The organism is Kitasatospora sp. NBC_00039, from assembly GCF_045160625.1.
Taxonomy (GTDB): domain Bacteria; phylum Actinomycetota; class Actinomycetes; order Streptomycetales; family Streptomycetaceae; genus Kitasatospora.
On the sequence record NZ_CP108289.1, the window covers coordinates 4,465,272 to 4,485,593 of the forward strand.

General features: G+C 70.4%; 25 protein-coding genes. 21 read left to right on the forward strand and 4 right to left on the reverse strand.

The features are described from left to right. Nucleotides 1-34 precede the first annotated feature (34 nt). The 7 genes from OG286_RS19680 (at nt 35) to tgmC (ending at nt 5,451) form a co-directional block, all read left to right on the forward strand. Entirely contained in the window at nt 35-928 is an 894-nt protein-coding gene (locus OG286_RS19680) for a DUF2268 domain-containing protein (protein ID WP_405360692.1), read from the forward strand. A gap of 465 nt (nt 929-1,393) precedes the next feature. Then, nucleotides 1,394-1,606, forward strand: a complete 213-nt coding sequence (locus OG286_RS19685) for a hypothetical protein (protein ID WP_405360690.1) — start codon at nt 1,394-1,396, stop codon at nt 1,604-1,606. Further along, nucleotides 1,590-2,105: a DUF6879 family protein gene (locus OG286_RS19690; RefSeq protein WP_405360688.1), complete on the forward strand. Its 516-nt coding sequence runs from the start codon at nt 1,590-1,592 to the stop codon at nt 2,103-2,105. The genes OG286_RS19685 and OG286_RS19690 overlap by 17 nt, the downstream gene beginning before the upstream one ends. Beyond that, on the forward strand, nt 2,102-2,935 hold the full coding sequence (locus OG286_RS19695; RefSeq protein ID WP_405360686.1) for a helix-turn-helix domain-containing protein: 834 nt from the start codon (nt 2,102-2,104) through the stop codon (nt 2,933-2,935). The genes OG286_RS19690 and OG286_RS19695 overlap by 4 nt, the downstream gene beginning before the upstream one ends. 136 nt (nt 2,936-3,071) lie before the next feature. Continuing rightward, nucleotides 3,072-3,347 (forward strand): putative ATP-grasp-modified RiPP, encoded by a 276-nt coding sequence (gene tgmA / locus OG286_RS19700; protein WP_405360684.1) that lies wholly within the window; start codon nt 3,072-3,074, stop codon nt 3,345-3,347. A 29-nt stretch (nt 3,348-3,376) separates the two neighbouring features. Then, a complete protein-coding gene (gene tgmB / locus OG286_RS19705; protein ID WP_405365623.1) occupies nt 3,377-4,312 on the forward strand; it encodes an ATP-grasp ribosomal peptide maturase in 936 nt (311 codons plus the stop codon). After that, entirely contained in the window at nt 4,309-5,451 is a 1,143-nt protein-coding gene (tgmC, locus tag OG286_RS19710) for an ATP-grasp peptide maturase system methyltransferase (protein WP_396322895.1), read from the forward strand. The genes tgmB and tgmC overlap by 4 nt, the downstream gene beginning before the upstream one ends. A gap of 57 nt (nt 5,452-5,508) precedes the next feature. Here tgmC and OG286_RS19715 read toward each other — a convergent pair whose 3' ends face one another. Together OG286_RS19715 and OG286_RS19720 are read right to left on the reverse strand one after the other, a co-directional pair. After that, complete coding sequence (locus OG286_RS19715; protein ID WP_396322896.1) at nt 5,509-5,712, reverse strand: DUF397 domain-containing protein; 204 nt, start codon at nt 5,710-5,712, stop codon at nt 5,509-5,511. After that, nucleotides 5,705-6,568, reverse strand: a complete 864-nt coding sequence (locus tag OG286_RS19720) for a helix-turn-helix domain-containing protein (protein WP_396322897.1) — start codon at nt 6,566-6,568, stop codon at nt 5,705-5,707. The genes OG286_RS19715 and OG286_RS19720 overlap by 8 nt, the downstream gene beginning before the upstream one ends. A 323-nt stretch (nt 6,569-6,891) precedes the next feature. Here OG286_RS19720 and OG286_RS19725 point away from each other — a divergent pair, with 323 nt between their 5' ends. The 10 genes from OG286_RS19725 to OG286_RS19770 all read left to right on the forward strand — a co-directional run bounded on the left by OG286_RS19725 (nt 6,892) and on the right by OG286_RS19770 (nt 12,503). Then, nucleotides 6,892-7,263 carry an ATP-binding protein gene (locus OG286_RS19725; RefSeq protein ID WP_405365624.1) on the forward strand — a complete coding sequence of 124 codons (372 nt, stop codon included), beginning with the start codon at nt 6,892-6,894 and terminating at the stop codon, nt 7,261-7,263. Then, nucleotides 7,260-7,517, forward strand: coding sequence for a hypothetical protein (locus OG286_RS19730; RefSeq protein WP_405360668.1), 258 nt, complete (start codon nt 7,260-7,262; stop codon nt 7,515-7,517). Before OG286_RS19725 ends, OG286_RS19730 begins: the two co-directional genes overlap by 4 nt. Beyond that, nucleotides 7,505-7,744: a hypothetical protein gene (locus OG286_RS19735; RefSeq protein WP_405365625.1), complete on the forward strand. Its 240-nt coding sequence runs from the start codon at nt 7,505-7,507 to the stop codon at nt 7,742-7,744. Before OG286_RS19730 ends, OG286_RS19735 begins: the two co-directional genes overlap by 13 nt. Further along, nucleotides 7,741-8,022, forward strand: a complete 282-nt coding sequence (locus OG286_RS19740; RefSeq protein ID WP_405366096.1) for a hypothetical protein — start codon at nt 7,741-7,743, stop codon at nt 8,020-8,022. Before OG286_RS19735 ends, OG286_RS19740 begins: the two co-directional genes overlap by 4 nt. Nucleotides 8,023-8,303: 281 nt before the next feature. Continuing rightward, the gene (locus OG286_RS19745) at nt 8,304-8,633 is read left to right on the forward strand and encodes a WXG100 family type VII secretion target (protein WP_396322901.1); all 330 of its coding nucleotides are present in this window, start codon (nt 8,304-8,306) and stop codon (nt 8,631-8,633) included. Between the two features lie 42 nt (nt 8,634-8,675). Then, nucleotides 8,676-10,172: a hypothetical protein gene (locus tag OG286_RS19750; RefSeq protein ID WP_405365626.1), complete on the forward strand. Its 1,497-nt coding sequence runs from the start codon at nt 8,676-8,678 to the stop codon at nt 10,170-10,172. Then, nucleotides 10,169-10,702: a hypothetical protein gene (locus OG286_RS19755; RefSeq protein WP_405365627.1), complete on the forward strand. Its 534-nt coding sequence runs from the start codon at nt 10,169-10,171 to the stop codon at nt 10,700-10,702. Before OG286_RS19750 ends, OG286_RS19755 begins: the two co-directional genes overlap by 4 nt. 83 nt (nt 10,703-10,785) lie before the next feature. Beyond that, a complete protein-coding gene (locus OG286_RS19760) occupies nt 10,786-11,283 on the forward strand; it encodes a hypothetical protein (RefSeq protein WP_396322905.1) in 498 nt (165 codons plus the stop codon). Then, nucleotides 11,280-11,609 carry a hypothetical protein gene (locus OG286_RS19765; RefSeq protein WP_396322906.1) on the forward strand — a complete coding sequence of 110 codons (330 nt, stop codon included), beginning with the start codon at nt 11,280-11,282 and terminating at the stop codon, nt 11,607-11,609. The genes OG286_RS19760 and OG286_RS19765 overlap by 4 nt, the downstream gene beginning before the upstream one ends. A gap of 99 nt (nt 11,610-11,708) precedes the next feature. Continuing rightward, complete coding sequence (locus OG286_RS19770) at nt 11,709-12,503, forward strand: DUF2785 domain-containing protein (RefSeq protein ID WP_405365628.1); 795 nt, start codon at nt 11,709-11,711, stop codon at nt 12,501-12,503. On the opposite strand, the gene OG286_RS19775 is transcribed toward OG286_RS19770, so the two are convergent. Then, on the reverse strand, nt 12,493-13,413 hold the full coding sequence (locus OG286_RS19775; RefSeq protein ID WP_396322908.1) for a helix-turn-helix domain-containing protein: 921 nt from the start codon (nt 13,411-13,413) through the stop codon (nt 12,493-12,495). The two genes, OG286_RS19770 and OG286_RS19775, sit on opposite strands and share 11 nt — an antisense overlap. A gap of 141 nt (nt 13,414-13,554) precedes the next feature. On the opposite strand from OG286_RS19775, the gene OG286_RS19780 reads away from it, so the two are divergent. Continuing rightward, nucleotides 13,555-14,979 carry an MFS transporter gene (locus tag OG286_RS19780; RefSeq protein WP_396322909.1) on the forward strand — a complete coding sequence of 475 codons (1,425 nt, stop codon included), beginning with the start codon at nt 13,555-13,557 and terminating at the stop codon, nt 14,977-14,979. Between the two features lie 85 nt (nt 14,980-15,064). Here the strand turns inward: OG286_RS19780 and hisC are convergent, their stop codons facing one another. Next, on the reverse strand, nt 15,065-16,141 hold the full coding sequence (gene hisC, locus OG286_RS19785) for a histidinol-phosphate transaminase (protein ID WP_396322910.1): 1,077 nt from the start codon (nt 16,139-16,141) through the stop codon (nt 15,065-15,067). A gap of 384 nt (nt 16,142-16,525) precedes the next feature. On the opposite strand from hisC, the gene OG286_RS19790 reads away from it, so the two are divergent. From OG286_RS19790 to OG286_RS19800, 3 genes are all read left to right on the forward strand, one after another. Further along, complete coding sequence (locus tag OG286_RS19790) at nt 16,526-17,683, forward strand: LacI family DNA-binding transcriptional regulator (RefSeq protein ID WP_396322911.1); 1,158 nt, start codon at nt 16,526-16,528, stop codon at nt 17,681-17,683. Between the two features lie 167 nt (nt 17,684-17,850). After that, nucleotides 17,851-19,131, forward strand: coding sequence for a metallophosphoesterase (locus tag OG286_RS19795; protein ID WP_405360655.1), 1,281 nt, complete (start codon nt 17,851-17,853; stop codon nt 19,129-19,131). Between the two features lie 268 nt (nt 19,132-19,399). Next, nucleotides 19,400-20,311: a hypothetical protein gene (locus OG286_RS19800; RefSeq protein WP_405365629.1), complete on the forward strand. Its 912-nt coding sequence runs from the start codon at nt 19,400-19,402 to the stop codon at nt 20,309-20,311. Nucleotides 20,312-20,322 lie beyond the last annotated feature (11 nt).

Consider the following 20,322-nt stretch of genomic DNA (forward strand, 5'->3'; position numbering starts at 1 on the left):
CCTCACGCAACGGAAGACCTTACGGTCCCGAGTCATGAAGATCGTTGTTCACGACACGGCGTCCGCCATGACCGACCTCCTGCAACGCCCGGTGGAGGAACGGCCCGACGCCCTACGGGAGATCTACAGCCCGCTCCGGAGCGTGATGTCCAGGGTGATGGGCGATGTGGATCTCGTTCAGATGCACCAGCAGCTGGGCAGTGGTTTCCGGATCGACCGTGAGGACGCACGGTACCTGCCGGCCGTGCGTCAGATGCAGGACGCCGGGGTGTGGAACCGGATCGAGGACTCCCTCGCCGCCGCGTGGGAGCGGATCAGCCACTCGGTGCCCGGCGTGAAACACGCCGAGACTGTGCACGTCGTGGTGGTGCTCGGCAACCCCGACGATCACCACCTGACGGTCCGCAGTGCCGGCTTCTTCGGCTCGGGCGGATTCCCGGGCGCGATCCAGCTGACGATCTGGCCCACCGACACCAGCCTGAAGAAGATCGGCCCCGCCGCCGCACACGAGCTCCATCACAACGTGCGCTACGCGAACGTGGTCTGGAACCCGGCGACCGTCACGGTCGGCGAGCAGGTGGTCGCCGAGGGGCTGGCGGAGGCGTTCGTACGGGAGCTGGCCGGCGAGGAGGCCATGGGCCCGTGGACGAAGGGGCTGACCGGCACCGAGCTCGACAGCGCCTACGAAAAGGTCACTGCCGGGATCGACGTGGCCGGGATGCAGAACCTGCCCGCGTACGTCTTCGGCGACGCCACCGCACAGCTCATGGGGCACCAGCCCGTGGGGTTGCCGGACTTCGCCGGGTACTCGACTGGACTGCGGATCGTGGACGCACACCTGGCGGCCTCCGGTCTGACCGCCGCCCAGAGCGTCGCCCTGCCGGCGCGCGAGATCCTCGTCAACGCGGGTGTGCCGACCGGCACGTAACCGCCCCGTGGCAAACCCGATCGGCCTCGGGGCCGGACACTGCACAACCCCGGCCCGGAGCGGCGCCTGGGAGTCGATGACGCCACCGGGTGCGGCGACCCGGAATATCTCGCGTGCGCATCCTGCGGACCAGTCGGGACTTCTGCGATGACGAGGACGGCCGGGCCTGGCACGAGGCCGAGGCTGACATGCGGGCCTACCTGGATGCTCTGGCCGCAGCGCTCACGACACGCTGCGGCGCTCCCGTCCTTGTCGACCTGTGGTCCATTATCTGACTGCCGGCTTGGATGTTCCGCTGTCCGCGGCGTCGTCAACATCGTCAGCCGACGTGCGCCGGGCGCCCACTGAGCTTGATCTTTAGTCCAACACGGGAAAGTTGCCGGGTCGGCGTAGACACGTCTTCGAGCTCTCCCTAGCGTCAAGACCTGACGGCCCGTTCGGGCCGGTGCGAAGGGGGCGATCACAATGACCGACAGCCCGAGCCTGACGCGGCTGACCGGTACGTACAACGGTCCGAACTGCGATGACGACGACTGCCCGAACGTCTACGCCACCGACCGCGATACGTTCGTGGTCCAGGGCGACCACTTCGCGGCACTCACGGTTCCGAAGGGCGAGTCCGCGGTGGAGATCCCTCGGCACGTTCTGGAGGAGGCTGTCCGTGCTCTTGGATGGTGACCAGTGGCGCCGACACTTCGACGGGTACCGGCGCGACGCGTTCCGGCTTGAGGCCCAGCCCGCGTACACAATGCCGCGCGAGACCGAGAATCTCGCGAGGTTCCTGCGTGGCGAGCCGAAGCCTGAGAGCCACAATGCGGCCTGGCATCAGCGGGTTCAGGGGTTCGTGTCGTCCGGCAGGACGATCGGCCGCGTCCGGGTGGTGCGCCAACCACTGACGGACTACCAGCGATATCAGTTCGCCTGGGGGATCCCGGGCAACATTGCGGCCGGTGAGGACATCCGGATTCTGGATGCCACCGAAGAGGACTACGGCATCCCTGACCAGGACTGGTGGATGTTCGACGAGAAGTCGGTCGTGCATCTCAACTTCCGCCCGGACGGCACGCAGATCAACCGCGAGTTGGTTGACGAACGGGCGATCGAGTGCCAGGAGTTGAAGAGGCTGGCAATCGCGCGTTCGGTGCCCTTCTCCGACTACGTGAAAGACCACGGGTGACGCTCGATCCCGATCAGCTCGGCCGGTCGAAGCAGGATCTGGCCGGGAGCCTGAGGAAGCTGCGGCTGCAAGCCGGTCTCACCGGAGACCGGCTTGCAGTGCGTTGTGGCATAAGTCAGAGCAAGATCAGCAAGATCGAGACCGGTAGAACCACGCCTAGCCTGGTCGATGTGGAACGCATTCTGCGAGCGCTAAATGCTCCGAAGGATCTGGTCCAGGAGATAACCTCACTTGCAAGAATGGCGAACACCGAGTGGCAGGACAAGCGGTCCTCGTGGCGTCGCGGAATCGAGAAGCGACAGGCCGAGCTGTCGGCCCTGGAGGCCGGCGCCACCGAGATGCGTTACTTCCTCCCCGCGATGATCACCGGTCTGCTTGCCACGCCGGAGTACATGCACGCCAGCCTCGGGCACTCGACGGGCGACAGGTCAGCGGTCGTCAACCGAAAGCTCGGAAGGCAGCCTGTGCTCTACAACGACTCCAAGTCCTTCACCTTCATCCTGACCGAGCAGGCGGCCAGGTGGGCTCTGCTGCCGCCCCTCGCCATGGCCCTGCAGATCGATCGGCTCGCCTCGGTGGCCCAACTGCCGTCCGTCCGGATCGGTGTGCTGCCGCTGGGCAGATCGCTGACGCGTGGCCCGATGAACACGTTCACGGTCTATGACGATCGACTGGCAACGGTGGAGACCTTCACCGGCCGAATGGTTTTCCGCGACCCCAGAGATGTTGCTCGGCACCTCGACATCTTCGCAATGTTCGAGGAGCGTGCAATATTCGGCGAGGAAGCGAGAAGCCTGCTGGCCGCATGGTCGGCCACATATCGGGCGTGAACTGCCGCCGGTGGGATCTTTATTCGAGGTCGGGAATTCCGTTGATGGATCGACCTTGGCTACTTAAGTTGATATCTGCACAGAGAGGCCGGTAGGCGTCGAAGTTCTGCGCCGACGGACACAAGGAGGCAGGCCGATGAAGCAATCGCTCGTACCCCCGTGGGGCACGACCAGGATGCAGCCGTTCGCGGAGGCCGTCGCGATTCCGGCGTTCACGCCGGTGATCGATCCCGGGACCCAGGTTGCCGTGATCGTGGACGACGACGGCCGCGTGGTCGAGTTGGGGAGCCACGGCACCAGTACGAGCGGCCTGACGCCCACCATGACGAGCCCCGGCGACGGGTCGGGGCCGGGCGGGGCGACCGATGCGGATTCCACGGAGTCGTACGACCAGGACCAGAGTTCCGGCTGATGGCCGACCGATGCGGGTCGGTGTTGGTGATGACCAACTCCCGTGATGTCACCGCGGATGTGGTGCTGCGCGTCCTGGCCGAGCGTGGCGTTCCAGTGGTCCGGCTCGATCCCGGTGCAGACCTCCACGCCGGTGCCTCGCTGACCGCCATGTACGGCATGGGCGGTCAGCGAGGCAGCCTACGCACCCGGAGTCGGGAGCTGGATCTCACGCGGGTCCGGTCCGTTTGGGTGCGCCGGGCCTCTCCGTACGGGGGTCCCGCCCAACTGGAGGAGCAGGACCGGCGGTTCGCGGCCGCCCAGGCACTGTGGGGTGCCGGAGGGATCCTTGCCTCGCTTCCGGGGGCGCACTACGTCAACCATCCGTGGGCCAACCGGGGGGCCGAGTACAAACCGGCACAGCTCGCGGTCGCGCGGCGGCACGGGTTCCCGGTGCCGGACACGCTGATCACCAACGAGCTGAGTGCTGCACAGGAGTTCGTGGCGGGCCAGGCCGGCGGGGTGGTCTACAAGCCGTTGTGGAACACCGCGTACGAGGTGGACGGTCTACCGCGCCAGGTGTGGGTACGGGAGGTGCGCGGGAACGAGCTGACCGCCGGGGTGGAGGTCTGCCCGCACCTGTTCCAGGCCAAGGTGGACAAGGCCTTCGACGTGCGGGTGACGGCAGTCGGTGACCGGCTCTTCGCCATCCGAATCGACAGCCCCGATCTCGACTGGCGTCACCGGCAGGGCCTCATGGAGTGTGCACCGGTTGTGGTGCCCGGGGAGGTGTCGCGCGCTGTCGCGGGCTACCTCGGTGAACTCCGGCTCGTGTACGGCGCGTTCGACTTCGCCGTGACCGGAGCCGGTGAGTGGTACTTCCTTGAGTGCAACCCCAACGGGCAATGGGCATGGCAGCTGCCCGAGACCACCGACGCGATCGCCCAGGCCATCGCTGACCAGTTGCAGAGAGGCCCCGACACATGAGCCCATCCGCAGAACTCCGTGCCGCCCTGGTCGACGGGCTGGCCGAGGACGGCACGCTGACCGATCCCACGTGGCGCAGAGCGGCGGAAGCCGTACCACGTGAGGTGTTCGTCGATTCGTACTTCGAGCCGGTGCCGGAGAGTTCGCCGACCGTCTACCGCCCGGTGCGGCGGAGCGAACCCGGCTGGCTGGAGGGGGTCTACGACGACCGGACGCTGATCACGCAGCTCGACGGCGCGATCCGTCCGGGGGATGTGGACGGGGAGCCGGTCGGCGGCTCCCCGTCCTCCTCGTCCACCCTGCCGTCGCTGGTGCTAGGGATGTGGCAGCAGCTCGGTGCCGCAGACGGGCACCGGGTGCTGGAGGTCGGCACCGGGACGGGGTACTCGACGGCCCTTGGCGCGCACCGGCTCGGCGATGCCAATCTGACGAGCATCGAGTACGACCCGATGGTGGCCGCGGCCGCAGCGGTGGCGCTCAAGGAGGCGGGCTACGCGCCTCGACTGATCACCGGGGACGGCCTGCGCGGGGATCCACACGGTGGCGGGTACGACCGGCTGATTGCCACCTGTTCGGTCCGGGGCATCCCGATGCCGTGGCTGCACCAGGTGAAGCCGGGCGGCCGGATCCTGGTCACGCTGTCCGGTTGGAGCTACGCGTCCGGGCTCGCGCTGCTGGCGGTCACCGGGCCGGGGAGCGCGACCGGCCGGTTCCTGTCCGGCTACACCAGCTTCATGATCGCCCGCTCGCACGACCGCCCGCCCCGGCCGGCCCTCGCCCTGCTGCCCGGCCAGGAACGGCCGAGCCGGATCGATCCCGCGATCATCGGCACGTGGACGGGCAGTTGGGTCGCCCAGCTGGCCGCACCCTCGGCGGAACGGATGGGGGCGGGCGGAGCGCAGGTTCTCGTGGACGTGGCCACGGGTTCGCATGCCCGGACGATGCCCGACCCGGGCGGCGGCTGGACCGTGAGCCAGCGCGGGCCGCTGCGGCTCTGGGACCAGGTCGAGCGGGCGGTCGAGGAGTGGCAGGAGGCCGGCGCGCCGCATCAGGAAGGGTTCGGGATCACTGTGTCGGGAGCGGGCCAGCGCGTCTGGATCGGCACGGAGAACGGCCCGGGCTGGGACCTACCGATCTGAGCAGGATGAACCAAAGGAGTCGGCCCCTCGCTCGGGTGAGCGAGGGGCCGATGGGTTTCAGGGAGTGGGCTGGGCGTAGCGGTCGAAGTCGCCCGCCTTGATGCCCCGGAGGAACGTTGCGAACTTGGCTGCGGAGGCGCGGAGGACGACGTCGCCGTCATCGGATTCGCGGAGTTCGACCAGTCCGTGGAGAGTACGCACCTCGACGCATTCGTTGTTGGAGGCGCTGAAGCTGGATTTCTGCCAATCCGAGTTAGGCATTCGCGGCTTTCACTTCTTTCATGATGGATCGGATGAACTCCCGCGATCCGTCTTCGGAGAGCGCAGTGGAGTCCAGACGCGCGAAGATGACTCGATGCTTGGCCAAGTCAGCCGGTGAGTCAAAGAAGAGTGCACCCTGGGATACGTCCATCTGGATGGTGTCCAGCTCAGCGACAGGGCCTTCGGCGAAGGTGAGGTTCTCACCGGCACCTGGGAAGGTCTCGACGGAGAACGGCACAACCCGGACAGAGATGCCGGGCCGCTCGGAGTCTTCGAGGAGGGCGTCATGCTGTTCGGCGAGCACCTTTGGGCCGCCGAATTGCATCCGTAGCGCGGCCTCGTGGATGAACGCCTGCAGGGGAGTCCTGCCAGAGCGGACGAGCTGCTGCCTCTTGATGCGAAAGGCCGTCCGGACCTCAATCTCTTGTGGCGGCAGCGGCGGAACCACCCGGCCAAATACCGCAGATGCGTAGGCGCTGGTCTGGAACAGGCCAGGAATGTACGTGGTGGTACTGACAGCCAGCCGTGCGGCTCGGCCTTCAAGTTCCGCCACCTCAAGGAAGTCCGTGAACAGAACCCCGCGATACTCCTCCCACCAGCCCTTTCGCCGATCTGAGGCCATCTCGGCGAGAGCATCGACCAGCGGCTGGTTGGCACAACTGCATGCTGCGGCAACCGTGCGCAGGCGCTCCGGGCTGACCCCGATCTTCGCGGTCTCCATCTGAGTCATCTGACCAGGGCTGATTCCTAGCATCTTGGCGAGCTGACTGCCACCAAAACCAGCCTGCTCTCGCATCCGCCGCAGCTCGACGCCCAGTCGACGTTGACGAAGGGTCGGGTTGGTGCGAACAGCCATGTTGTCCTCTCCGCGGGCAGTGGGGCCAGTGTGCCGCGCTGGCGGCATGTGGGTCCATCCGGGCGCTACGCGCACCTGCCACCGAAGGGTGAATTTTCCAGCACTCACCTAAAACTTCAAGCTGCGTGGGCTATCGTCGTCACCACGATCGATCCGACGGATCGTCAGTAATGCCTGTTCTCAGGGCAGTAGGCGCCTCCTGCCCGCGCACCGCAGAGCAGCCACGCGTGGCATCAACCAGCTCCGCCCTGGCCTGGCTCACGGCGACGTATCCGCCGGTTCGCCGACACCCCACTCCACACGACCTCATCCGGAGGTTCCTCATGCGTGCCTTCAACCCGCCCGACTGGTCCGCCGCCCGCGAGGAGCTGCGCGACGCCCTCGCCACCGCCTCCTGGCCCGACGCCCTCATCCACGACGCCGAACTCGCTCTCTGTGAGCTGTACGTCAACGCCTGGCGCCACGGCGGCAGCCCCGCCCCCACCGTGGTCGTCGTCCTCAACCCCGACCGCACCCTGCGCGTCTCCGTCGCCGACGACAGCCCCACCCTCCCCGAACCCCGCACCTGCGCCGACCCCTACGAGCTGTCCGGCCGAGGCCTGCACCTCGTCCGCTCGCTCACCCACCGCTTCGGCACCGACCCGCGCAAGCACGGCGGCAAGGTGGTCTGGTTCGAGCTGGAGGCCGCCGCGTGACCGGCCCCCGCATCCCGCTCTCCCCCGACGACCCCCGCATGCACGACTACACCGACGCCCACGTCACCGCCCTCCTGCGCGAACTCCACGACCGCGGAGCCTGGTTCGGCATCCAGTGGGGCTCCGCCACCACCCACCACAGCACCGTCGACGGCCGCATCCTCGTCAACTTCGGCCACGCCCCGGTCGCAACCCTCCTCAACCTCCTCCACCTCCTCCGCGCCACCGAAAGGGACCAGCCGTGGGAGTCCTGATCCCGATGGCCGGCCAGGCCGTCCACACCGAACGCACCACCCTCGCCCACATCACCGTCGAGCGCGTCCCCGACGCGGCCCTCCAGCTCCGCGCCGCCGTCGACCTCGACATCCACGCCGCCCCCGGCGAACACCTCGCCCTCCCCCTCACCCACGACCAGGCCCACGAACTCCTCCACACCCTCGCCGCCCACCTCGGCCACCGCGTCATCGGCATCCACCGATGAGAACCGGCACCGCGAACTTCCTCGTCGCCGCCGCCCTCCTCACCCTCCTCGCCCTCGCCCTCGCCACCGTCGCCCTCGGCGTCGTCACCGCCCTCAGAGTCAACGACGAGGACGACCGGCAATCCCCACCCCCCATCACCCGACACGGCCGCTGGGAACTGCGCCAACTACCCGACGGCACCCACGAATACGCCTGGATCGCCCGCCAGGCCGGCCACTACGGCCCCGAGATCCGCCAACCGTCCACCAGACCCGGCCGCCACCGCATACCCGGCTGAGCGCGACCACGAAGGCCCCCGCCCGCCCGGGCGGGCGGGGGCCTCGCCGCTCGCGATGGCAGGGTTCTCCAGACGCTCCACCGTGTCTGCCCCAGAAGGCACTTCGGGACGCTTTGCGCTCTTGTCTTCCCTTTGCCATCAATTGATCATCATTTTTCTGACCACCGGGCAAGGGAAGCCGTGTGATAGACGCCACGCCTCCGGATGGAAACCGCGCCGACCTGTCCACCCATCAGATCCCCTGACCGATCGGATCGTCAGGGCCATATCAGGGGGAGAAGATGGCGGATGGGCCAGCAGCAGGAGGTCCCGGGTTCAACGTCCGGCCGCAGGACCTGAAGACGGCCGCGCCGGCCTTCGCGAAACAGAGTCAGGACCTCAAGACCGCGCTCGACAAGCTGAAGCACAGCCTCGCCGATGCCGGCAGCCCCTGGGGCGACGACAAGCAGGGCAAGGAGTTCGCCCAGGCCTACCAGGGCCCGCACGACCACGTGCTCTCCGCGCTCGACGTCCTCGTGAAGGGCCTGGCCAGCATCCACGACGGCCTGGTCGCCCACGCGGACAACCACCTCGACGCCGACCGCCGTGTCCACAAGGACCTCTCCGCATGACCGCGCCGACAGGCGGCCGGCCGTCGCAGGGGGAGCCGGACCATGGGTGAATCCGCAGCCGCGAAGATCGTCCGCAAGACCACCGGCATGTGGTGGCCCGACGCGGACCCCGGCAAGCTCCGCAAGGCCGCCGCCGCATGGGATGCGATGGCCACGGCGATCGACAACGTCACCGCCCCCACCAGCCAGGCCGCGGCCGCCCTCATCGAGAACAACCACGGCCCCGCCATGGACGCCTTCGCCACCTTCTGGCACCGCTACTACGAGGGCGGCAAGGGCTGGCTCCCCGACAGCGCCAAGGCCTGCCGCAACCTCGCCGAAGCGCTGCGGAAGTTCGCCGACGAGGTCGACAAGGCTGTCAAGAAGCTGGAGGAGGAGGCCGCCATCGTCGGCGCCTCCCTGGTCGCCGGCACCGCCCTCGCCTTCTTCACCGCCGGACTCTCCGAAGCCGCCGCAGGCGTCGCCACCGCAGGCGTTATCGCCGCCGCCGAGGCCCTCGGCGTCGCCGTCTCCGAAACCATCGCCGCGATCGCCGGAACCGTCCTGACCGGCGTCGTCTTCGGCGCCGTCGAAGCCGTCACCGTCGACCTCGCCGTCGCCCAGCCCATCCGCGTCTCCTTCGGCGACGGCGGCTACAGCCTCACCGAAGCCCTCTCCGCCGCCGAGACCGGCGGCGTCATGGGCGGCGCCGGCAGCGGCCTCGGCGCCGGCGGCCGCGTAGTCGCCACCGCCGCCGAGAGCGCCGACAGCGCCTCCGTCGCCCTCGCCGCCGCCGGCAAACTCGCCGCCGCCGCCGACACCATCCCCGGCCGCATGGTCACCGGCGCCGCCCTCACCGCCGGCGCCGGCGAGGTGTTCCAGACCGGCCCCGTCATGCCCCTCGACCTCGTCCTCGGCGCCGTCGGCGGCGCGGCGGCGCCCGGTCGCGCGAAGACGCCGCACACCGACACCGAGGGCTGGGCCGGCGCGGGATGGGTCGCCGAGCCCTCGGAGTTCGCCGGCAAGGCGTACGAGCAGATCCGCGCGACCGACAACAAGGTCGACCTGCCGAAGATCGCCAAGACCACGGGCGTCGACGAGACCGTGCTCCGCCAGATCAAGGCCCATCTCTTCCGATCGCAGCACGAGGTCGCAACCGGCCCACTCACCACGAAGAAGGGGCTCTTCACCCCCCGCGACGACATCGCCCAGAACTGGCTGGACGCCCAGGCGGGCACGATTAAGCCCAAAAAGCTCGAGCAGTTCAAGGCACTGCTGGCCCACGAGTACATCGAAAGCGAGTTGATGAAGGCCGGTCTGCCCTACGTGTCGAAACATCCGGATGTCTGGGACGAGACGGGTTGGAAGCAGTTCCCGAGGGATTTGGACAACGCCGGCGCCCACGACCTGGCTCCGCACTCCGACGAGGGCCACTTCAGACACTGGCCGAAGCTCGGATTGGAGCCACCTTCCACCCTTGCTGGCGACCTTTCGAACATTGATAGCGTGGTTTCCGAGATCAAGCAGGAGCTGCGCAAGAACGGAGTGAAGCTCAAGTGACAGAGGATCCGTCGCGCGTCGTGCTGGACCGTCTGCAGGCCGCCCCTTGGGGTGACTGGGACCTCGCGTACAGCCACGCCCGGTCCCGGGCGCATCTGATGAGCGAGTACCTGCGCCGGTCCGCCTGCTGGGCGAACGCCTTCGGCGCCGAGAAGCTTTGGCCATTCTTCGACATCGGCCAACACATCGACCCGACCGTCCGCGCCGCTCCCGACGTCATGGCCGAACTCGACGAGTTCGTCGACAGCACCATTGGCAGGCGCACGCTTGAGGAGACCTGCCGCGGCGCTGTGCACTGGCCCGCCTTCTGCCGCGAGACGACCGTCGACGTTCCCAATCTGCCCGACCCCTACGAACCGCTGCTGCTCATGTTCGAGCGGGGAGGCGGCTTCTACGTCGAGGAAATGATCGAGCTGGACGGCATCGCCATCCCCCTGCGCCGACTGTCCGACTACCTCTCCTCCGCCCCCGCCGTCACGCTCGACCTCACCACCCTCGACGCCCTCGATGCCGTCGACACAGCCCGCTGAACGGCCTCAGGACACCCGCAGGCCTGGCCGGTCGACTGCTCGACGTCGAATGGTCCCCCGAGGATTGGGACACTCGCCTGCGCATGTCGCTGATGCGGGAGTTCCTGCGGCGCTCGGCGCTCTGGGCGCAACAGCTCGGTTCGGACGCATGGCCGTTCTTCGACGTGGCCGCCCTGATCGATCCGTCCGTACGCGCGGATTCCGATGTGGTCGAGCGCATCTCACGGAGCTGCGTCCAGCAGCAGTCGGCCGTTCAGCGGAGCTGTGAATGGGCGCTGCATTTCGCCGCTCTCGAAGAGGCCGGCCGAGTCCCGTTCCAGCTCCCGAACCCCTTCGAACCGCTCGTCTCCCTCTTCGAAAACGGCGGCGGCTTCGCCCTCGACGGGACGGGGATGATCGACATCGACGCGGACGCGAGCATGAGCAAGGGCAAGCTGGACGACTGGCTCCGACCGGCTGACACTCCGACGCGGGGCCGAGATCTGCAGACCCGAGAATTCGCAAAGCGCTCCGGAAGAAGACCTGACACCCATCAAGTCCGGCGACCGCAAAGTGGCGCAGATCCTGGAGGAGTACTTTGAGCGAGCATTCCGAGAGCTACGAGGTCACCGCGCATCCGACGCTCGACGCCGACGGCGTCACCATCTGGCAGAAGTACGGCGGAAGGGCCCCGGAAGGGTACTTCTACGACGGGTGGCACAAGGTCGTGCCCGGGGATCCCCGCTACGACGAGCTGCTCGCGCAGGCACGGCGGAATCCGCAGCAGAACGCGTATGACGAGGACGACGACGAGGAAGAGGCCACGGTTCACCCCGAGACCCTGGCCATCCTCCAGGAGATGCAGCGGAAGACACGGGAGCGGAACTCCGGCCACGCCCCCGGCGGCCGCCACCGCAAACCCAGCTGAGCACGCACTCGAAGGCCCTCGTCCGCTCCTGGGCGAGGGCCTCGCCGCACGGAAAAAATTCCCGGTGCCGTACGGCAGTGCGGGCCTATCCTGCCTGCCGTGACCGACTGGAGCAGGATCGAAGCCGACGACTGTGCCGTACCCGCCGACCGCTCCCTGGAGGAGCTGGTCCGCGAACTCTCCGCCGCCTTGGCGGATCCCGATCCGTCAGTCCGGGACGGAGCACCCTACGCCGTCCTCTCGACCTGGATCGAGCGCGGGGTGATCCCCACGCCCCGCCGGCTGGCGCTGGGGGACGAGATGGCCGCCCGCTTCCTCGATCCGGAGATCCAGGCCCGCACGTTCGCCCCCCTCGTGCTCGACATGCTGGTGGAGAAGGGGGACTTCAACTCCGCCTGGGTGGCCGCGTTCGAGCAGTGGTACCCGGCGGAGCAGGACCTGCGCGGCCATGACGAGAAGCTCGGCTGGCTGCATGCCGTCGCCCACGGCGCGGACCTGCTGGACCGGTTCGGCCGCCACCCCGACGTGGATCCGGTACGTATGCTGCACCTCGCCGCCGCCCGGCTGACGGCGCCCACCGATCACGTGCTCGACCAGCTGGAGGACGACCGGCTGGCCCGGGCGGTCGCCCGGGTGCTCACCCGGACCGACATGAGCGAGCACGACGCGACCGCCTGGCTGGACCCGATCGGCGCCCGCTTCGGAGCCGACCGCCTCAGCACCCCGGTCCCCGCCCATGTCACCAACTGCCTGCGCACGCTGCGCCTGCTCTACGTCCTCGCGGACCGGGGCGTCCGACCGCCGGGCACCGACGCGGCGCCGGAGGCCCTCCACCACGCGGCGGCGGTCAAGGAACGCGTCGCCGCCGTCCTCGACCGGATCGTCAAGCGGTAGGCGCGGAGCTCGGGAGGCCCAGGGCGGCGGTCGGCGCCGCAGCGGCGCTGGCCGCCAGCAGGCGCAGGCCCGCCTCCGACGACGAACCGGGCGCCGTGCTGAAGAGCAGCATCCGGTGGCCGGACGCCTCCGGCAGGGGCAGCGCCTCGAAGTCCAACTCCAGCTCCCCCACCACCGGGTGCCGGAACTCCTTCGTCCCGAACAGGCAGTCGTGCACCGGGTGGCGTGACCAGAGCGCCGCGAACTCCGCGCTCTTCATCGACAACTCTCCGATGACCTCGGCCAGTTGCCGATCCTCCTGGTAACGCCCTGCGGCCAGCCGCAGGAACGCCACCTGGGCCCGCGCCTCGGTCTCCCAGTGCGGGTACAACTCCCGGGTGCGCGGGTCGAGGAAGAGCAGCCGGCTCAGGTTCGGCCGGTCCGCCGGCCGCTCGGGGGCCGCCAGGTCGACGTGCCCGGCCAGCAGGGCGTGGCCGAGCGGGTTCCAGGTCAGCACCTCGTTGCGGCGGCCGACCACCACCGCCGGGACGTCGACCATCGCCGCGATCAGCTGCCGCACCGCCGGCCTCGCCCGCTCGAACCGCTCGGCGGCCGCCCGCCCCTTCGCCGAACGGCCCGGGCGGGCCAGGTTGCGCAGGTGGGCCCGCTCGTCCGCGTCCAGCCGAAGCGCCCGCGCGATGGCGTCCAGCACCTCGTCGGAGACGTTGCGGCTCTGCCCCTGCTCCAGCCGCGTGTAGTAGGTGATGCTGACGCCCGCCAGCTGGGCCAGCTCCTCGCGCCGCAGGCCCGGCACCCGCCGCCTCGTCCCGTACGTGGTCAGGCCGACGTCCTCGGGTTGCAGCCGGGCGCGGCGGGTGCGCAGGAACTCGCCCAGCTCGGTCGGTGTCTCGGGTGCGGTGGCTGCGGTCATGGGCTCCAGTCAACACCGCCGGGCGCCACGGAGCCTGTCACTGTCAGTGCCACCCTTCGCGGGGGTCTGGGTACCCCGGGCGCCGCCGCACAGGCTGTTGCCGTACCCCGAGACCTCGTCGAGTGGAAAGGCAGCGGACCGATGACCGCCACCCTGTCCGAAGTACCCGAAGCACCCGAAGCACCAACCCTCCCCGGAACGAAGGCCGGCATGACCGGCCGGCAGCGGCTCGTCCTGGTCGTGCTGCTGGCAGCCCAGTTCATGCTGGCCGTGGACTTCTCGATCCTGAACGTCGCCCTGCCGGTGATCGGCCAGGGCCTCGGCCTCGGGCTCGGCAGTCTGCAGTGGATCGCCACCTCGTTCGCCCTCGCCGCCGCCGGCTTCACCCTGCTCTTCGGGCGGGTGGCCGACCTCGTCGGACGGCGCCGGGTCTTCCTGCTCGGCCTGGCCGTGCTCGGCGTCTCGTCCCTGGTCGGCGGCCTGGCCACCAGCCCCGGAATGCTGCTGGCCGCCCGGGTCGCCCAGGGCCTGGCCACCGCCGCCGTCACCCCGGCCGGGCTGGCGCTGCTCACCACGGCCTTCCCCGAGGGGCCGCTGCGCGCCCGGGCGCTGGGCCTGAACGGTGCGCTGATGTCGGCCGGCTTCACCTCGGGCGCGGTGCTCGGCGGGCTGCTCACCGACCTGCTCAGCTGGCGCTGGGCGTTCTTCGTCAACGTGCCGGTCGCCCTGGCCGTGCTGCTGGTGGCGCCGCGGCTGATCGCCGAGAGCAGGCCGGAACGTCGGACCCGGATGGACCTGCCCGGTGCGGTCACCGTCACCGGCGGCCTGCTCGCCCTGATCTACGGGCTGACGACGGCCGGCGAGCACGGCTGGGGCGACCCGCTGGCACTCGGGGCGCTCGCTCTGGCCGCGGTGCTGCTGACGGCGTTCTGGTTCGTCGAGCGGTCCGCCGCCGCCCCGCTGGTGCCGGTCCGGGTGCTGCGGCGGCGCACGGTGGTCTGGGGCAACGCGGCCGGGCTGCTGGCCTTCGCCACCGAGACCTCGCTGGTCTTCCTGCTGACCCTCTACCTGCAGCGGGTGCTCGGTTTCTCCCCGCTGGCCACCGGCCTGGCCTTCGGCGTACTGGGCGCGGGCACCGTGGTCGGCGGGGTGGCGGCACCGCGGCTGATCGGCCGGCTCGGCAGCCGGGGCGCGCTGATCGCGGGCTTCCTCGTCCAGGCGGTGGCGACCGCCTCGCTGGTCCTGCTCGGCGCGGACCGGGCCTGGCTGGGCCTGCTGCTGGCGGCGACCTTCGTCGGCGGGGTGGGCAACATGCTGGCGATCGTCGGCTTCATGGTGACGGCCACCTCGGGCCTGCCGGACGAGGAGCAGGGGCTGGCCACCGGCGTCGCCACGATGACCCAGCAGGTCGGCATCACCCTGGGCACCCCGGTGATGAGCGCGGTCGCGACCGCGGCCGCCGCCGGCACCACCGTGCTCACCGGCGTCGGCTGGGCGATCGCCGTGAACGCCGCCCTGGTGCTGCTGGCCGCCGCCGCCGCGGCGCTCTTCCTACGGCGCGGGTGAGGCCGCCCGCAGAACGACGGAGTGGGAAGTCGGACCGACCGACTTCCCACTCCGTCGTGGTGCGTGGCAGAGCCCCTCGCGCGTCCTACAGCTCCTTGCGGAAGGCCTCGGCCACCGCGAGGAAGATCGAGTTGCCCTCGACCTCGCCGATCGAGATCCGGACGCCCTCCGGGAAGGGGCGGACGATCACGCCGGCCGCGGCGCAGGCGGCCGCGAACTCCTGCGAGCGCTCGCCGAGCGGCAGCCAGACGAAGTTGGCCTGCGAGTCCGGGATCTCCCAGCCCTGGGCGCGCAGCCCGGCGACGACCCGGGTGCGCTCCTCGACCAGCGCCTCGACCCGGACCATCAGGGCCTCCTCGGCCCGCAGCGAGGCGACGGCGGCGTCCTGGGCGAGCTGGGTGACGCCGAACGGCACCGCGGTCTTGCGCAGCGCGGTGGCCACCGGCTCGTGCGCGATCGCGAAGCCGACCCGCAGGCCCGCCAGGCCGTACGCCTTGGAGAAGGTGCGCAGCACGCAGACGTTGGGGCGGTCGCGGTAGAGCTCGATGCCGTTGGGGACCTCGGGGTCACGGATGAACTCGATGTACGCCTCGTCGACGACCACCAGGATGTCGGCGGGCACGGCGTCCAGGAAGCGCTCCAGCTCGGCGCGGTGGATCACGTTGCCGGTGGGGTTGTTCGGGTTGCAGACGAAGATCAGCCGGGTCCGCTCGGTGACGGCGGCCAGCATCGCGTCCAGGTCGTGGTCCCCGCCCGCGGTGAGCGGCACCGGGACGGGGGTCGCGCCGGCGACCTGGGTGATGATCGGGTAGGCCTCGAAGGAGCGCCAGGCGAAGATCACCTCGTCGCCCGGGCCGGCGGTGGAGAGGATCAGGGACTGGGCGACGCCGACCGAGCCGGTGCCGGTGGCGATGTGCTCGGCCGGGACGCCGAAGTGCGCCGCCAGCTCGGCGGTCAGCTCGGTGACCGCCATGTCCGGGTACCGGTTGAACGAGCCGGCCGCCTTGACCGCCGCGTCGAGCACGCCGGGCAGCGGCTCGTACGGGTTCTCGTTGGAGGACAGCTTGTAGGCGTCGGCGCCGGCCGGCTTGCCGGGCTTGTAGGTGGGGATGCCGTCCAGGGTCGGCCTCAGCCGGGGCCCCTGCGGTGCCGTTCCACTCACGGTCCTGCTCCTTCTCTTCCACTCGGTCGAGCTCGGTCGAGCTCGCGGCGTTCTCACCGCTTCGAGCTGCTTCCGGTGCGCCCACGCCCGTCTCGGACGGGATCGCCGCCCGGCCCGGGAACTCGCAACGCACCCGGACCACCCGGTCGGGTGCCCTGAACGATACCGACCGCACTCACCCGTAGGAGTGAGATGCCCGGTCGGGTTATGGGCGCAGATCAGCCATTCTGGCGGGTTCCATTGGCACATGTCAGAGGTAAGACGGCTGGTTTCGTGCGGGTATTGAAGGGGCGCGCAGAGGCTCACTCTTGGAGAAACGTATCTCCAAGGGCCCCCGATGCGCCGGTCACAGACCCTTGTCAGGAGCCATACGATCGGTCCGCCATGACAGCAGCAGCCAACCAGAGCGGTCGGCGACCCACCACCTCACGGCGTCTGGAGCGGGCCGGCATCCGGGATGTGGCAGCAGCCGCAGGAGTGTCGATCACCACCGTCTCCGACGCGTTGAACGGTAAGGGCCGCCTGCCCGACGAGACCAGAAGCCGGGTGCGCGAGGTCGCCGAACGCCTCGGCTACCGCCCCTCCGCCGCCGCCCGCACCCTGCGCACCGGGCGCTCGGGCCTGATCGGACTGACCGTCACCACGTACGGCGAGGAACCCTTCACCTTCACCGAGTTCGCCTACTTCGCCGAGATGGCCCGCGCCGCGACCAGCGCCGCGCTCGGCCGGGGCTACGCGCTGGTGGTGCTGCCCGCCTCCTCCCGGCACGACGTCTGGGGCAACATCGCCCTCGACGGCACCGTGGTGATCGACCCGCCCGACCAGGACCCGCTGGTCAGCGAGCTGTACCGGTCCGGCGTCCCGGTGGTCAGCGACGGAAAGCCCGGCAACTGCCCGGTCACCGCCTGGGTCGACAACGACCACGAGGCCGCCGTGCTCGGCATCCTCGACCACCTCTCCGAGGCCGGCGCCCGCCGGATCGGCCTGCTCACCGGCACCAGCACCGACACCTACACCCGGCTCTCCACCGAGGCCTACCTCGCCTGGTGCGCCAAGGTCGGCCAGGAGCCGGTCTACGAGGCCTACCCCGCGCACGACCCGGCCGCCGGCGCCGTCGCCGCCGACCGGCTGCTCGCCCGCCCCGACCGGCCCGACGCCGTCTACGGCCTCTTCGACCCCAACGGCACCGACCTGCTCGCCGCCGCCCGCCGGTACGGCCTGCGGGTGCCGGACGACCTGCTGCTCGTCTGCTGCAGCGAGAGCGACGTCTACGCGGCCACCGAGCCGCCGATCACCACGCTCTCGCTCAAGCCCCGGCGGATCGGCACCACCGTCGTCAACCTGCTCATCGACGCCATCGAAGGAGTGGACTCCGGGACGGGCGTCGACATCGCCCGGCTCTTCCCGCCCCGGTTCCGCACCGCCGGCAACGGCCCGCCGCCCGGCACCCTGATGCCCACCGAGCTGATCGTCCGCGCGTCCTCCCAGCGCCGGAGCCCGCGCACCACGGTCAGCCCGCCGCGCCCGCCGGGTGAGGTGTAGGAGCGCCCTGGGCTCGCCGCCCGCACTCGTGCGACGAGCCCAGAGGCGGTCTAGACCATACCTAGCCGGGACAAAACGGACCTGACGGACCACCCGGCTGACGCTCCGGAGGATTGGATACCCACCAGGTGACGACGCCGGGAGAGTGGTCTTCCTATGATGGGCGAATGACACCCGAGGACCGCTTCCCCGGGCCTGAACACCCGGACTCAGGCCCCCGCCACCAGCCGGACCTCGACGTGCTGCCCTACGGCACCTACTACGAACCGGAGCCGGCCGGGTACGCCGAGGCGGCGTACGAGTCGGAGACGTACAGCGGCTACGGCGGCGCCCGCTACCTCGAACAGCACTGGCCGGGCACCGGGCACCCGGAGAACGGCCACGATCCACAGCGGGACGGCCACGGCCGGCCGGAGCACCACCACCCGCAGGACCACGGCTTGCAGGAGCACCACCACCCGCAGAACCACGGCCTCCAGGACCACGGCCCGCAGGCCGCGCACGCCGGGTACGAGCCGACGCTCCCCGACCGGCCCTCGCCCGCGCACCAGAGCGACGACCCGCCGACCATCGAGCTCGGCCCCCCGTTCGCCGAGCCCGGCCTGCCGTACCACCCCTACCCCGCGCCCGCCCCGAACGAGCCGCCCGGCCCGCTCTACGTCGTCGGCGACGTGCACGGCTACCTCGACGAACTGATCGCCGAGCTGCGCCACCAGGGCCTGATCGACGCCGACGGCCACTGGTCGGCCGGCCGCTCCCGGATCTGGTTCCTCGGTGACTTCACCGACCGCGGCCCGGACGGCATCGGCGTCATCGACCTGGTCATGCAGCTCGCCGCCGAGGCCGCCGCCGCCGGCGGCTACTGCCGGGCCCTGATGGGCAATCACGAACTGCTCTTCCTCGGCGCCTCCCGGTACGGCGACGAGCCCGTCCAGTCCACCGCCGGCACCGCCTCGTTCCTCGCCGCCTGGCGGCTCAACGGCGGCCAGCAGCACGACCTGGACCGGCTGGAGGCGCACCACGTCAGCTGGCTCTCCCGGCTCCCCGCCATGGCGCTGGAGGACGGCCACCTGCTGCTGCACTCCGACACCACCGCCTACCTGGAGTACGGCGAGTCCATCGCCGAGGTCAACGACGCCGTCCACGACCTGCTCGCCGACGAGGGCGTGGACGAGTGGTGGGACTGCTTCCGCCGGTTCACCAAGCGCTTCGCCTTCCGCGGCGACGCCGGGCCGCAGGCCGTCCACGAGCTGCTCGACACCTACGGCGGCTCGCGCATCGTGCACGGGCACAGCCCGATCCCGTACCTCACCGGCGCGGTGCACGCCGACGACGGCGCGCCGCTGCACATCCCCGGCCCGTACATCTACGCGGACGACCTCGCCGTGGCGATGGACGGCGGCGTCACCATGGAGGGACGCCTGCTGGTCGCGCGGCTGCCGATCTGACGGTCAGACAGTCCTACCGGCCCGCTGGGCCTGAAGTCCGCCCGGGCGCCGCACCGAACGCCCGTTCCCGGCGCCCGGGCCGGACCGCACGCGCGGCCCGGGGCGCGAAATTCCGGAAAGTTACTGTCAGCGCGACCGCACCCGCCCCTACCATCGAGGCACACCACACCCGGCCGCCCGTGTGGCGGCCGTCTCCGTGCCCGTCCCTGCCCGCCCGCGGGCCTGGGCACGGGAGTCCCCCCGGCCGGAGGCCGGGGGATGGGTTCGCATGAACGGGGTCCCCATGAACAACGCCCCGCACCTGCTCGCCGAGGACCGCCCGGACTTCGAGCGCCTCCTCGACGAAGCACTGCGCGACGGCACCATCCTGACCGCCCTGCGCACGCCCGGCGCCCTCACCGGCGACCAGCTGCGCATCCAGACCCTGCGCGCCGCCGACGGCGTCGCGGCAGCGGCGGCCACCGAGTACCAGCACTACCTCCGGCTGCGGGAGAGCCTGCGCAGCACACCTCCGCCCGCCCAGGACGGTGAACCTACCGCCCCCGGGCTGCTCACCCAGCTGCGCTCCGCCGACGGCGGCGCCGGGCTCTTCCCGGTGCTCACCGTCCTCACCCCGATCCTCGCCTGGACCGCCGCACTGGTCCTGCTGCTCCTCGGGTACGGGCTGCGTGCCGCCGACCCCGGGATGGCGCTCGCCCGCTCGGTACTGACCGCCGGCTGGCTCGCCCTGGCCGCCGGGGTCGCCGCGATGGCGGTCGGCATCGTCGGGCTGATCCTCACCGCCCTGCGGGACGGCTCCACCGTGCCCGCCCCGGCCGGGGCCGACCCTGACCTCGCCGCCGAACTGGCCGACGCCCGGCGCGAGTGGCAGCGCGCACTGCGCGACCGGGCGCTGCTGCCGTACCTGCACACCGCCCTGCGCGCCGACCCGGTACCGCCGACGGCCGCCGTCATACCGGCGCAGGCGGGGGAGGCGGCTCGGCCCGACCCCTCCCGGCCCGATTTCAGCAGCCCCGACTTCAGCAGCCCCGGCTACACCGGACCGGGCTTCAGCAGCCCCGGCGCCGAGGGGCTCACCGACCAGGAGGGCCGGGAGCCGCGCACCGCCACCTTCACCACCCCGGACTTCACCGGCCCCGGCTACACGCCGCCGGCCTTCACCAGCCCCGACGACGTCTGAGGCCGAGGACC

Excerpts from the sequence above, each read along its gene's own strand:
- OG286_RS19680 (WP_405360692.1), top strand. The coding sequence starts at position 35 with ATGAAGATCGTTGTTCACGACACGGCGTCCGCCATGACCGACCTCCTG.
- OG286_RS19685 (WP_405360690.1), top strand. The coding sequence starts at position 1,394 with ATGACCGACAGCCCGAGCCTGACGCGGCTGACCGGTACGTACAACGGT.
- tgmA (WP_405360684.1), top strand. The coding sequence starts at position 3,072 with ATGAAGCAATCGCTCGTACCCCCGTGGGGCACGACCAGGATGCAGCCG.
- tgmB (WP_405365623.1), top strand. The coding sequence starts at position 3,377 with ATGACCAACTCCCGTGATGTCACCGCGGATGTGGTGCTGCGCGTCCTG.
- tgmC (WP_396322895.1), top strand. The coding sequence starts at position 4,309 with ATGAGCCCATCCGCAGAACTCCGTGCCGCCCTGGTCGACGGGCTGGCC.
- OG286_RS19715 (WP_396322896.1), bottom strand. The coding sequence starts at position 5,712 with ATGCCTAACTCGGATTGGCAGAAATCCAGCTTCAGCGCCTCCAACAAC.
- OG286_RS19720 (WP_396322897.1), bottom strand. The coding sequence starts at position 6,568 with ATGGCTGTTCGCACCAACCCGACCCTTCGTCAACGTCGACTGGGCGTC.
- OG286_RS19725 (WP_405365624.1), top strand. The coding sequence starts at position 6,892 with ATGCGTGCCTTCAACCCGCCCGACTGGTCCGCCGCCCGCGAGGAGCTG.
- OG286_RS19740 (WP_405366096.1), top strand. The coding sequence starts at position 7,741 with ATGAGAACCGGCACCGCGAACTTCCTCGTCGCCGCCGCCCTCCTCACC.
- OG286_RS19745 (WP_396322901.1), top strand. The coding sequence starts at position 8,304 with ATGGCGGATGGGCCAGCAGCAGGAGGTCCCGGGTTCAACGTCCGGCCG.
- OG286_RS19750 (WP_405365626.1), top strand. The coding sequence starts at position 8,676 with ATGGGTGAATCCGCAGCCGCGAAGATCGTCCGCAAGACCACCGGCATG.
- OG286_RS19760 (WP_396322905.1), top strand. The coding sequence starts at position 10,786 with ATGTCGCTGATGCGGGAGTTCCTGCGGCGCTCGGCGCTCTGGGCGCAA.
- OG286_RS19775 (WP_396322908.1), bottom strand. The coding sequence starts at position 13,413 with ATGACCGCAGCCACCGCACCCGAGACACCGACCGAGCTGGGCGAGTTC.
- OG286_RS19780 (WP_396322909.1), top strand. The coding sequence starts at position 13,555 with ATGACCGCCACCCTGTCCGAAGTACCCGAAGCACCCGAAGCACCAACC.
- OG286_RS19790 (WP_396322911.1), top strand. The coding sequence starts at position 16,526 with ATGACAGCAGCAGCCAACCAGAGCGGTCGGCGACCCACCACCTCACGG.
- OG286_RS19795 (WP_405360655.1), top strand. The coding sequence starts at position 17,851 with ATGACACCCGAGGACCGCTTCCCCGGGCCTGAACACCCGGACTCAGGC.
- OG286_RS19800 (WP_405365629.1), top strand. The coding sequence starts at position 19,400 with ATGAACGGGGTCCCCATGAACAACGCCCCGCACCTGCTCGCCGAGGAC.